This is a genomic window from Paraburkholderia phytofirmans (assembly GCF_046028095.1).
Lineage (GTDB): Bacteria > Pseudomonadota > Gammaproteobacteria > Burkholderiales > Burkholderiaceae > Paraburkholderia > Paraburkholderia phytofirmans_A.
Window position 1 is genome coordinate 82,004 of sequence record NZ_JAQQDJ010000009.1, and the last position, 12,337, is coordinate 94,340.

Here is a 12,337-nt window from a genome sequence, read left to right on the forward strand (position 1 = left end):
CATGTCCGCACTTCCCTCACTGCGTCCCTCGGACGTTCATGGCGTCTGGAAACTCGTCAGCGTCCAGCAAAAGAACCTCGATACCGGCGAACTCGTGCCGGTGCATGGTCTCGAGCCTTCCGGCTACATTCACTACGATCCGTCCGGCCGCATGCTTGTCGTCATCACGAGCGACCCCTCGATGCGCCCCGACAAATCTACGATTCCGGCCATGTCTGAAGCCGAGCAAGCGCAATGCTTCCGTACCGTCGCAGCATACGGCGGCACGTTCTCAATCGATGGGGATCAGGTCCTTCACGAAGTGGACATCGCCTGGATTCCCGGCTGGTTTGGGCCGCAGGACCGCCGTGCCGAATGGCGCGGCAGTCAGCTGGTACTCCACACCGAGCCCGGCACGAATGCGATTTACGGCAAGCGCACCACGACCGAACTCGTTTGGGAAAAGGTCGGGGACCCCGTTAACCGGCCGCCCGAGCCAAACCTCGATAACCACACCACTGACCTTCCGGTGCAGATATGAAACCAGACTCGACTGCGCAGGTGCGCCCAACTCGCGTGTACGAAGAAGGCGAGCAAAAGACACTTTATTTCTCGCTCTCACCCGAGGCAGAAGTCGCAGTCCTTGCCCGCATGCTTTACCGCGAGGGATATAACGACCACAACTGGGGGCATATCTCGTACGTCCAGCCGGACGGCACGATCCTTCTCAATCCGTGGGAAGTGCCATGGGACGAGGTATGCGCGTCGGACATCCTGCGCATCGACGCGAGCGGCAAATTGCTGTCCGGCCGCTGGACCGTCACGCCCGCGATCAATCTGCATCTGGCCGCTCACCGGCTGCGTCCTGAAGTCAAAGTTGCCGTTCATCACCACAGCGAGTGGGGAACGGTGTGGGCGGCGCTCGGCGAAGTGCCGATGATCTACCATCAAGGCGGCGCCCAGGTCGGCGGCGAGCTTTCCCTTTACGACGAGTACGAAGCGAACGTCACGCACGCGGATATCGCCGAACGCAACGTGCTCGCAATGGGCGACAATAACGCGGTCATTCTGGCGAATCACGGTGTCTTCGTGGTCGCCGATTCAATCGCGCGAGCTCATCAACGGTGCATCACTCTCGAAGCGCGGTGCCGGATGGCGTGGCGATTGAAGGCGGTCGATTCCGACAAGGGCCGCCCCATGACGCAGCCTGCCATCGATGGTTTGGTCGCCTCCGCACTCGGCGGTACCTCCGGTCATCGTCTGTACCACGCGATGATCCGCCGGGAAGTGATCGCCGACGCACGTGTGCTGACATAAACATTCAGCGTGAGCGATATTTGGAATCGCAACAGACACGGAGATCTGATGAGCAATGCACTCGATGTCAGCTGGCTAATCCAGAAAGATCGGATTCACAGTGACGTGTATCTCGATGCCGATATCTTCGAGCGCGAGATCGACATTCTTTTTTCCCGGCATTGGATCTCTATCGGCCATGAGGGCGAAATCCCAGGTCATGGCGACTATCGTCAAAGGTTGATCGGCCGCCAGCCGGTCATCTTTTTACGCGACGATAGCGGTACGGTCCGCGTGCTGATGAACCGCTGCACGCATCGTGGCAACGCGGTATGTCAGAACGAGCGTGGCAATAGCAAAGGCTTTACCTGCTCTTATCACGGCTGGCGCTTCCGGCTAAACGGCGAACTCGCGACCGTCCCATTCCCCGATCGATACGGCGGCGACTTCGACAAGAGTGCTCTGCATTTGCGGCAGCCCGCGCAGGTCGCGTCCCATCGGGGATTCGTTTTTGCCACGCTGAACCCGGACGAGGTCCCGTTAACCGAGTGGCTGGGTCCGCGGGTATTGGCGGAACTGGACGATATCGCGGATCTGTCTCCCCTCGGTGAACTGCTGGTCAACGCCGGCGTTCATCGCCTGAAATTCAGAGCGAACTGGAAGCTGATGATCGAGAATGCGATCGACGGCTACCATGCGGGTTCAGTGCATCGTAGCTACAACGAGAGTATCGCGGCCCGGACCGGCGTGAATCTCGCGTCACTCGCGACTAGCTCAGCACCGGCGCGCATCGTCGATCTCGGCAACGGTCACTGCGCGTGGGACTCGCGGGCCTTACTCGCCGCAGGTGCCAAAAGTCTGCCGACAATGCAATCAAAGGGAGACGCGGCCCGCGCTTATGAAGCAGCGCTGATCGAACGCCATGGCAAGGACCGCGCTGCCCACCTGCTGTCCAAAAGCGGCTCGCACTTGTACATCTTCCCGAATTTCAGCTACGTCGGCTCGCATTTCCGGCTATTTCAACCGGTCTCCGCAAGCGAAACCCGGGTTCAGCTGTTTCCCATTCTGCTTAAGGGAGCGCCGCCAGATATCAATGCCCGGCGCCTGCGCATGCACGAGGGGTTTTATGGTCCAGCGGGTATTGGCGGTCAATCCGACGACATCGAAATATTCGAACGTAACCAACTCGGACTCGCGGCGCGCACAGATCCGTGGTCGATCATCTCGCGCGGCATCCACCTGGAGACCCGACACGACGATGGCACGGTGTCGGGGCAGATTACCGACGAGCTGTCTAATCGGACCTTGTGGAAGCGATGGCGCGACCTGATGACACAGCCCAGCGAGGAGAGCGCTCCATGCGCACGTTGAAGGATGAAGTCGAGGCGTTTCTTTTCGCGGAGGCAGATATCTGCGATAACCACCGCTACACCGACTGGCTCGGTTTGTGGGCCGAGGACAGTTGTTACTGGATTCCCTGCAACGACGACGACTCGGATCCTGCTACGCATGTCGCGATTGCATACGAAACGTACTCCGCACTCGAGGACCGGGTACATCGCCTATCGAGCGGGCACGTGCATTCGCAGTCGCCTCGGACCCGGTTGAACCGGATCGTCGGCAACGTGTGCGTGAACGAAACCGTCGACGGGCTGGTGGATGTGAATTCGGTAGTTCACATCATCGCGTTTCGTCGTGACGTGACTGAACTGCTCGGCGCACGGATCGTTCACCAATTGCGCCGGCATGGCGAGAGCTTTAGGATCGTCCGCAAAACGGTCTATCTCGCGAACAACGATGGCTATCAGACTAACCTGACCTTTCTGCTTTGAAGATGCCGAGGTCTCGAGGCGCGGCGCCGTCGCGCCTCGGAAAGCAACTATCGTATCGGACGCCTACCCTTCATCCAGGTCTGTTGCCAGTTCAGCGACATGGCAAAGACTGTACTCCAGCAATGCGAAAGAACGATCCAGTTCCTTTTGCGTCCGAGGCCGCAGCAGATGATCGAGGCAAATGCCCTGCATACCGGACAAATATGCATCGGCGATCGCTGTCGCCGCGGTCCGCGCGCGATCGCCCAAATCTCGAACGCCTGCAATCTTGTCCGCCAGACCTTTGAGCGATTGTTTTCGTCCTGAAACCACCATTTCCTTCAACGCGTCGTCTTCTTCGAACGTCAAACTCAGTCGTAGCCGCAGGCCGACTACATGGTCTTTGAAATGCGCCCTCGCGTGCTGCACGAGAATAGAAATGTTCGCTTCGACCGACGCTTCGGTATCCGTGATGCAGTCCTCCCGTACCCATTGACCGCGCGCCTCTATCACCGCCGCGAGCAGGTTCTGCTTGCTTCCGAAATGGTGGTAAAGGGAGGGCGCCGGCAGCCCTGCCTCCCGGACGATCTCGGCAACAGATGCGTTTGCATAGCCCTTCTGAAGAAACATTCGCGTTGCGACATCCAGCAGTGTCTGACGGGACACCTTGCCACGCGCGAGTTGCCGCCTCTCCTTGCTTTCAACCTGACCGTCTTGCAATTCTGACTCCCACACCAGGTAACCCGACAACCGGACTTTTCCGTCCGCTATTCTCAACAGCCACCAATGCGGACTTTCAGGTGGTGTCCGCGTCAAGTCGGTAACGGCGGCTACGATAGCACGAGCATTGACGCCGCCGCACTGAGGCTTTCGTCAAATGTCCCACTGCAACCACAACTCACTCACAGTGTTCACCATAGCCGATTGCTGCTGCGGCACGGTGCCTTCCTTGATGCGGAATTTCGGAATCCGCGGCAGCCATTCCTGCAGCCAGACCATCACCTCACGCTTGGCGAGATTCGAGCCGGGACAACGATGCGGTCCGTTGCCAAACGTGGCATGGGGAATTGGGGCCGGCCGGCAGAAATCGACGACCATCGGATTTTCCACCGTTTCGTCGTCGAGACCGACCAGTGCGGAAACACCCTGAATCTGGTCTCCAGCTTTCAATGTCACTCCGCAGAACTCTCGATCCTTTCGAAGGATCCGTGCGGTATTGGACACGCCGTGCCGACGGAACAACTCGTCGGTCGCGTGTGGGATCAGGTCGGGGTTGTCAACCAACTGCTTCACGTGCGCCGGATTGAGGGCGAGAAATTTCGCGCAGAATCCGAGCATGTTCTTGACCGTGTCGAGCCCCCCCGACAGCGCAAGCGTCGCCATCCCAACCGCCTTGCGCTCGTCGATTTTCACGCCGTTGATCTCGGCGTTGAGAATCATCGTCAGCAGGTCGTTTTGCGGATGCTGCTTGCGATGATTCATCTGGCGCTGAACGTATGCCATCAGTGCCAGCCGCGCATGATGGACCGCATCGGGGTCCGGGGATTGCGCGATGACGTCTGCGTGAGGCAGCAACTCGTGTCTGTCCTCGAGCGGTAGATTCATCATCGTCAGGAACACAACGATCGGCAACACCTTGCTGTACTCCGTCACGAATTCGCATTCGCCGCGCGAGCGAAAGCCTTCGATGATTTCAATCGTAACCTGACGCACCATCCCTTCGACCTCGGCGATCACCTTCGGCGAAAACGCCGGCGAGATCAACAATCGATAGGCACCATGGTCGGGCGGCTCGACGTCGATCGGCGGCGCGGGAAACGGACGTGGTTTGTTCGGCACTAGCGCTCCCGCCATACCGAAATGCTCATGGTCGTTCTGCAGTTCCAGAATGTCCTTTGCGCGGGTGCACATCCACAAGCCGCCATTGCGAGGCGTCCAGAAAATCCTCGGGCAGTTTTCCTGCACCCACTTCCAGCTTTCATGGACGTCTTCGCGGTTTCCCGGTAGATCGAACAGATCGATGTCGACGACCAGTTCAGGCGGTACATGGGCCGGTCGCTCGGCCAGAGGCAGTGATTTAACAGCAGTCAATTCGATTCCCCAATTAAAAGTGTGCCGCAGCTCAAATAACGCCGTTGGCTTTTAATTCTGCGATCTGTCCTTCGCCAAGACCGAGCAGACCACCGTAGACCTCCTGATTCGATGCACCCAGTGCCTCTCCGGCCCAACGAACCTCGCCCGGTTGATTGACGAAGCGTGGGACCACGCCCTGCATCTTGAGCGGCGTGCCTGCGTAATCTTCGACGTCGAGAATGTTGCCGCGTGCCTCGACGTGAGGATCCGAAAGCAGATCCAGCGTCGAGTAGATCGGTGAGAACGCCAGATCGGCCTTCGAGAACATCTCGACCAGATCCGCATAGTTGCGCCCGGCAATCCATGCGCGAATGATCGGGTCCGGCGCGCGCATGTTCTTCTGCGGTACTTCATTGCTGAATTCCGGCCGGTCGATTTCAGGAATAATCATTTTGAGCCGGTCCCATTGCGCGGGCTGGATCGGCATCATGTTGATCAGCCTGCGATCAGCCGTTTCGTAGGCGACGCCTTGCGGCAACCCGCGCGGTGGTTGGCCGGCGACTGGCATGGAGCCTACGCGTTCATTGACCTGCCCGGTTCTCGAGTACTTGATGAAATTTGAACCAGAGATCCGCATGATGGGTTCGTAAAGGCCTAGCTCTACCCATTCCCCCTTGCCGGCCCCGCCAACGCAGTCCCGCCGGCGGATCGCCTCCAGCGCACCGAATGCAGCGAAGGTCGCGGTAAGGTAATCCGCAATTGGCAATCCGGGTAGCACCGGCGGGCGGTCCGGGAAGCCGGTCTGATACCACAGGCCGCCAAACGCGGCGCCCACATGGTCATAACCGGGACGCGGACTATTCGGTCCGGTCTGGCCAAAACCCGACACGCTCACATACACGAGGCGCGGGTTGCACCGGGACAGCGTCGCGTAGTCCAAGCCCCAGTTGGCCACGACACCGGGCTTGAAGTTCTCGATAAAGACGTCTGCCCATTCGACCAGCTTCAGGATAAGCGCCTGCCCTTCCGGTTTGCGCATGTCGAGGGTGATGGAGCGCTTATTGCGCCCTTCGACCGGCCAATAAATGTCCTGTTCGCGCATCCGGTCGCCGTGACCATCCGGGCGCTCGACTTTGATCACGTCCGCGCCGAAATCGCCAAGCAGCGTCGATGCGAACGGACCCGCGAGCATCATGCCGATGTCGAGCACTTTCAGACGGGGAACGCCGTCCGTCAGATCGGGGCGGACGCGTGGTTCATGCTTGATCATTGATTCCACTCTCCTTTGGCGTTTTCGAGGGCCATCCAGCCTCCATTGCGCACCAGTGCGCCCTGGGCGTCGATTTGCGGTACCACCTTCAGCAAGCGCGTCGGCATCCCCATGATTGGCGAAGCGCAGGCGAGCGGCCCCTTGCCGTCGAAGCCATAAAGCATTCCGAGCGAATTGAGGCCCGGATCCTTCACTGCTTCGTCAACCGTCTGGACAAGGCCGACGGGCACGCCGAGACGGTTAAGCAGCGGAACGATATCGGCGGCATCGCGCTGGGCAATGGCCGCGGCAATCGCGTCCATCGTCTCGCGGCCGCGCCCTGAGACGCCCTTGATTCCCAACGCCTCCAGCAACTCGCGCAGGCCCTCCGCAGGGGTCAGCGTCAGGTAGCGGCCGTCGCGAGTGCGGTAACTACCCCGCCACGTGTTGTTCTCGGCGAATGCCCGGTTTTCGTGCGCGATCGCGTTGACGTATTGCGGATACATCCATGCAACACCAGCAGCCGCGAGCGGCACGTCGACACGAACCGGGCCATGCTCGGGAACACCCAACCAGGACAAAGCACCGATGACGGCGTACATCGACGCGGCATAGTCGAAGGTCGGGTAAGCAAAGTTATAGATCGCCTTGCCGTCCGCGCTGCGGCTGTAGTGCAGGGAACCTGTAATCGCCTGAATTTCAGGGTCGTGCGCTCTTGCCATCCTGTACGGACCATCGCTGCCGAAACCCGTCAACGACACATAGATAATCCGCGGATTGAGCGCCGAAATCTGCTCGAAGCCGACGCCAAGGCGGTCACAGACGCCTGGCCGGAACCCTTCGATGACGATATCCGCGTCGCGAGCCAATGCGTGGCAGGTCGCGAGGTCGTCGGCATCTTTCAGGTCCAACGCGACACTGCCTTTGCCACGGTTGTAGGCCTCGAAATAGGCCGGCATCACATCCCGCTCGCGATCGCCTGCTGGAGGTGCCTCCACCTTCAGCACTGTTGCGCCCAGGTCTGCGAAGATCTGACTGGCGAATGGGCCCGGGGTGAAAATCGATAAGTCGAGTATTCGAAGCCGACTCAACGGCGGCATTGTTCTCTTCTCCTGAATCCATCGTCCGGACTGCTCAACCCCTAAATGGGGCGTTCCGAATCACTATATGTAGCGATCACTATAATCTTGAAGATTCGAGCGAGAGGAGTCAACTCACGGTTTGCCCACACATCAATGCTTGCCCGGTCTCGGCGCTAGCACATGGGAACGAAGCAGATGCACCACCAGCACAGGAAGAGTGCGAGATGAACTTCACAAATGTCCTAAAGCGAGGGCGATCACAACGAGAGATCGATGCGGCCGTCGAAACGCCGTGATCGAAGCATTGCCGTGCAGTGCCTGTCGGACGGACAGGGGTCAACGGCGGCGAACTCACAGAAGTGGGAGTAGAACCAGCGATGGTCCGAGGATGCTATATGGCGCCGAGAGGCGCGAGCTTTCAGTCCCGGTTCAGGAAGGGGAATGCATCGAGGTGTTTAATCACGGCTTTCGGAAGCAGGGGCACGATATGCGTACGGCGACAGCAAGTGCCCCCACAGCCAGGTACTACATGCGCCCGGCAACGGGCAGCAGCGCGCCAGTGATGCTGCGTGCGTCGTCGGACAGCAGGAACGCGATCACCGCTGCCAGTTCGCGCGGCGCGACCCACCGGGAAGTGTCCGCCTTCGGCATGCTTTCCCGATTGCCCGGTGTGTCGATAACGCTCGGCAACACGGCGTTGACCGTGATTTGTTCGCCCTTCAATTCTTCCGCGAGCGCTTCGGTCAACCGTGCGACGCCCGATTTTGAGGAGGCGTACGCACCAGCGCCGCGGCCGGCTTTTTGGGCCGACATCGATCCAACGTTGACGATGCAGGCACCGACACCATGCTCCCTCAACGCCGGCAGCGCCGCTTGCGAAGCAATGACCGCCGTGCGCACGTTCATGCCGTATAAGCGGTCCCATGTCTCGATGTTTCCCGAGTCCACCAGTTCCCAGGCAAAGCCGCCCGCAATATTCACGAGCGAGTCCAGCCCACCCAACTGCTGCACGGCCGCGGACACCGCTCGCGTTGCGCTTTCCGGATCACCGAGGTCGACATCGCCGAGCGCGACGGAGCACTGGGACGCGAGCGCTCCTGTAACACTGCTTGCCTTGTCCAAACCGGCCACCTTCGCACCGCGCTCGCGCAATAGTTCGCAAACCGCCCTTCCCAGCACGCCAAACGCGCCGGTCACCACGACTCTGCGGCCATTCAAAGAAACATCAGTCAAATCGTCCTCTCCAGATCTGAACAGTTGAAATTGCAGCGTGCCTGTGCTCGGCCGCCAACCCGTTATTGCAGCGCTGTTCGCCCACCTTGCCGCTTCAACGGATCAGCGCGTGTGTGCGTTAAACTCGGAGTGCCTCAGGCCGGCGCACTCTGCTTCGCCCAAACCCCCTGGCAGCCCGAGCGATTGTGCACAACCGTCATATCGTTCGGCTTGGGTCGCTGAGGCCTTCCCCCGAGCCACATGCGCAACAGCAATCTTGTTTCATTGGGACTACTGCCGTCCTCGAATGCGGTTCGGCTATGCAGCAGTTCCATGTTGTTGATGAACACCGCCTCGCCAGGCTCCAGCATTTGTCGCACGCCCAGCTCTGGCCTCAGGACGACCTGAGCGAGATAGCTCAATGCCTCACGGTCGCGGCTCGTCAGAATCTCAGCGAAATGCTTCTCCTGATGTGCAAGCATCGCATTGCCGCCGAAGTACACGCTTCGCAACCCGTCACGCTCGCCAAATACGGGCACGCGATATGGCGTCACCGGACTGTCGCCTTCCGCCTGCTCGTTGTTTCTGTGCTGCGGATATCCGCGTCTCAGAAGGTCGAACAGGTCGGGACGCTCACGCTGTACCAGATCCCAAACCGCCAGACTACTGACGAACACGTTTTCGCCTCCGCGTTTTGCCTTGTTGACACAAAGCAGCGACAACATATCGATCCGGTCGCTATGAAGAGGCGCCACGCCTGAGGATCCATATACACGGCCGCCGACCGTCCCGGGCGTCACCGTGACCTTGCCGAGCAAATCGCCACGCGTGTTTTGCGACACGCCAACGCCGAAATGCGAACCGATACCCCAGTACATTCGCCAGACATCCTCGAGCGGACGTTGCCTGACTGGAAATCCACCCAGAATCGCCAGTCCCTGCCCGTATTTCAATTCCCGTACCCGGCTCTCGAGTACATCATGCAGTTCGGGATGATCGAAATCGTCCCGGGTTATCGCTGCAACGTCGATTCCCTTCGCCTTCGTCCTGTCCACCAGCGCAAGCAGCAGTTCAAGCTCTTCCTTTTCGAAGTGGTGAACCGCTTTCGATGTATCGAAGCTCGCGGCGGTCCAGCCTGTTTTGGCAACAGACGGCCATCCGTCGGCAAATTGATAGCTCGATGTCATTAGGCTTTCCTGCAATTAGAAGATGGATTCCGGTCGACATGTCAGCGCATCGGGTTACGCTTCATTGCTACTTTCAGGGCCACGGTCTCCAGTGCGCCGCACCGGACGTCATAGCCACGCACACGTCGGGGAGCTTCGTCCGGCACAACTCAAGGAGCGGATTGCACGCCACGGACAAGACGGCCAGGCAATTCAGCTGTTTCTTCGTCATTACGTCTGACGATCTTGCCGCTCACCACGGTGGCGACGTAGCCGGTCGCGCCCTGGACCATGCGCCGGCCATCAGCCGGGAGATCGACGACCAGTCGCGGCGAATGCAATGTCAGACGATCGTGATCGATCACGTTCAGGTCCGCCTTGTAGCCGGGCGCGAGCACGCCTCGATCGTGGAGGCCAACCGCCCTCGCGCCGTCACGAGTCAACTTGCGGACCACCTCTGGGACACTCATTTTTTCTCCCCTCGTGCGATCGCGCGCCCAATAGGTAAGCATGTACGTCGGCGCGCTCGCATCGCAAATAAACGTGCTATGCGCACCGCCATCGCCGAGGCCTGGCACACTGCTGGGAACGCGCATCATCTCGAGTGCGGCGTTCAGGTTGCCGTCGGCAAAATTACCTGCGGCATATAGAACCTGCCCCGTGCCCTCGTTCTCCATCAACCAATCGTAGATAACGGCTTCAGACGCCACGCCTTGCGCTTTCGCGTACGCAGCCACACTGGTAGCCGGGTCCGGTTCGTATTGAAGCGGCTCCGCGAACCGGAACATCCGGGAGTAACTGTCTCCGCTACTGCGCGCGGACATCTTGACCGTCGTCGCTTCGGCGATCAGGCGTGCCCGAAGTTCGGGATTGCGCATCCGTTCCACACGTTCGCGCAACGGAATTTTTGCCAATGGCTCGAAACCCGGACAGCGCGCGAACGGATGAAGCGTCGCATCCAGCGTGATGATCGCGCCGGTCGGGCGGCCCAAAACCTGGGGGTGAATTTCCGCGCCGTCATCGTTAGCCCTGGCGGTGAGGGCCAGCAGCTCGCGCCATCCTGCGGGAGTCCGGTTCGATTGCTTTAGCGAGTACATAGCCGGCAAACCGCTTTCGCGAGCCACCCGGATAAACATGCTCAGCTCATCGACCGCTCCTGGGAACTCATTGAATTCGATGGCCATCTGCAACGTTCCGCCGCGGGTTGAACGCAGGCCTCGCGCGATGCCAAGCAGTTCGTCCTCTGTGGCACGCAAAGACGGAATGCTGCTGCCATCTTTCGCACGCTGCTCTGTCAGACGGGACGATGCGAAGCCCAATGCGCCGGCTCCACTAGCTTCGCTCGCGAGCGTCGCCATCTGCGCGATTTCTTCGGCGCCAGCGCTTTCTCCGCGAATACCGCGCTCGCCCATCACATACGCGCGCAACATCGAATGCGGCAGCAACGTGCCTACGTCCATGTCGTATTGGCGCTGCGAGAGAAAGTCCAGATACTCTGGGAATGTTTCCCATGCCCATGGCAATCCTGCCTTGAGTACCTTGAATGGGATATCTTCGACCCCTTCCATCAGCCGGAGCAGCGCATCGTGGTCGGCGGGTCGCGCGGGCGCAAACCCAACCCCACAATTGCCCATGATCGCGGTGGTGATACCGTGACCGGAGCATGGCTTGAGCCGCTGCTCCCAGGTAACGTGACCATCCAGATGCGTATGCAGATCGATGAAGCCCGGTGTTACCAGACAGCCTCGCGCGTCGATCTCTTCGGCGCCGCTCCCGAGGTTCTTCCCGATTGCAGTGATTTTCCCCTGCGTAACGGCAACATCCGCCTCGAATGACGCTGTCCCGTTGCCGTCGACTACCGTGCCGCCACGGACCACCAGATCAAAAGCTGAAGTCTTCATCGCTTCCATTCCCTTATCACGATCCTGCAAATTCGAGCCGTGACCACCTGCACGGCTCCGTCGATTCATATGGGAGCAATATAGTTAGCTAAGTTGACCTCGTCCAATACGATTGGAATATGCGGTCATATCTGCAAGGCTATCCGACGGCAAAGCAGAGCGTTGCTCGTTGACGCAAACGGCGAACGCTGACGGCACTTGTCGTCAGGTGCCGGACTTGCGGAGCGCCAATTCAGCGCCCTTGATTCCGATCATGATGCAAGGCCCGTTGGTATTGCCGGAGGTGATATGCGGCATGACCGACGCATCGGCGACCCGCAGACTTTCAATGCCGCGAGCCAGCACCGTGTCATCTACGACGGCAGAAACGATTTTGGCTGACCCGATGTGTACTGAAAATGCTCAGCCTGATAAGCCATTAATGTGACGGGGCCGCCACCGGCGATATGCTAACGCTCCCGGCAAAAGCACTGCGCCCTCGATGTTGCTGCTCCGTCGAGCTGGAAGCGAACCTTCTTGCAATGGCAACCGCCTTCAGTCTCAAGTCTCTACCGCCTGAAGAACAACG

11 protein-coding genes and 2 pseudogenes are annotated in these 12,337 nt (G+C 59.6%); 4 read left to right on the plus strand and 9 right to left on the minus strand.

Going from position 1 to position 12,337, the window contains the following annotated elements; genetic code table 11:
• The first annotated feature begins 1 nt into the window (after position 1).
• The 4 genes from PQR54_RS24180 to PQR54_RS24195 are packed head-to-tail and all read left to right on the plus strand — an operon-like array spanning position 2 to position 3,107.
• Complete coding sequence (locus PQR54_RS24180) at positions 2-520, plus strand: lipocalin-like domain-containing protein (RefSeq protein ID WP_408250086.1); 519 nt, start codon at positions 2-4, stop codon at positions 518-520.
• The gene (locus PQR54_RS24185; RefSeq protein WP_408250088.1) at positions 517-1,296 is read left to right on the plus strand and encodes a class II aldolase/adducin family protein; all 780 of its coding nucleotides are present in this window, start codon (positions 517-519) and stop codon (positions 1,294-1,296) included. The genes PQR54_RS24180 and PQR54_RS24185 overlap by 4 nt, the downstream gene beginning before the upstream one ends.
• Before the next feature lie 48 nt (positions 1,297-1,344).
• Positions 1,345-2,646 carry an aromatic ring-hydroxylating oxygenase subunit alpha gene (locus tag PQR54_RS24190; RefSeq protein WP_408250090.1) on the plus strand — a complete coding sequence of 434 codons (1,302 nt, stop codon included), beginning with the start codon at positions 1,345-1,347 and terminating at the stop codon, positions 2,644-2,646.
• Entirely contained in the window at positions 2,634-3,107 is a 474-nt protein-coding gene (locus tag PQR54_RS24195) for an aromatic-ring-hydroxylating dioxygenase subunit beta (RefSeq protein WP_408250092.1), read from the plus strand. The genes PQR54_RS24190 and PQR54_RS24195 overlap by 13 nt, the downstream gene beginning before the upstream one ends.
• A 63-nt stretch (positions 3,108-3,170) precedes the next feature.
• Here the strand turns inward: PQR54_RS24195 and PQR54_RS24200 are convergent, their stop codons facing one another.
• From PQR54_RS24200 to PQR54_RS38930, 9 genes and pseudogenes are all read right to left on the minus strand, one after another.
• Complete coding sequence (locus PQR54_RS24200; protein WP_408250094.1) at positions 3,171-3,836, minus strand: TetR/AcrR family transcriptional regulator; 666 nt, start codon at positions 3,834-3,836, stop codon at positions 3,171-3,173.
• A gap of 123 nt (positions 3,837-3,959) precedes the next feature.
• A complete protein-coding gene (locus tag PQR54_RS24205) occupies positions 3,960-4,823 on the minus strand; it encodes a cytochrome P450 (protein WP_408250096.1) in 864 nt (287 codons plus the stop codon).
• 385 nt (positions 4,824-5,208) lie between these two features.
• The gene (locus PQR54_RS24210; RefSeq protein ID WP_408250098.1) at positions 5,209-6,429 is read right to left on the minus strand and encodes a CaiB/BaiF CoA transferase family protein; all 1,221 of its coding nucleotides are present in this window, start codon (positions 6,427-6,429) and stop codon (positions 5,209-5,211) included.
• Positions 6,426-7,508, minus strand: a complete 1,083-nt coding sequence (locus PQR54_RS24215; RefSeq protein ID WP_408250100.1) for a CoA transferase — start codon at positions 7,506-7,508, stop codon at positions 6,426-6,428. Before PQR54_RS24215 ends, PQR54_RS24210 begins: the two co-directional genes overlap by 4 nt.
• Before the next feature lie 507 nt (positions 7,509-8,015).
• Positions 8,016-8,690 (minus strand): SDR family oxidoreductase, encoded by a 675-nt coding sequence (locus tag PQR54_RS24220; protein ID WP_408250102.1) that lies wholly within the window; start codon positions 8,688-8,690, stop codon positions 8,016-8,018.
• A 167-nt stretch (positions 8,691-8,857) separates the two neighbouring features.
• On the minus strand, positions 8,858-9,889 hold the full coding sequence (locus tag PQR54_RS24225; RefSeq protein ID WP_408250104.1) for a TauD/TfdA family dioxygenase: 1,032 nt from the start codon (positions 9,887-9,889) through the stop codon (positions 8,858-8,860).
• A 149-nt stretch (positions 9,890-10,038) separates the two neighbouring features.
• Positions 10,039-11,778 (minus strand): N-acyl-D-amino-acid deacylase family protein, encoded by a 1,740-nt coding sequence (locus PQR54_RS24230; protein ID WP_408250106.1) that lies wholly within the window; start codon positions 11,776-11,778, stop codon positions 10,039-10,041.
• A 195-nt stretch (positions 11,779-11,973) separates the two neighbouring features.
• A pseudogene (locus PQR54_RS24235) lies at positions 11,974-12,138 on the minus strand (GMC oxidoreductase); the annotation flags it as partial.
• An 80-nt stretch (positions 12,139-12,218) separates the two neighbouring features.
• Positions 12,219-12,296 (minus strand): annotated as a pseudogene (locus tag PQR54_RS38930) (hypothetical protein); the annotation flags it as partial.
• Between the last annotated feature and the right edge of the window lie 41 nt (positions 12,297-12,337).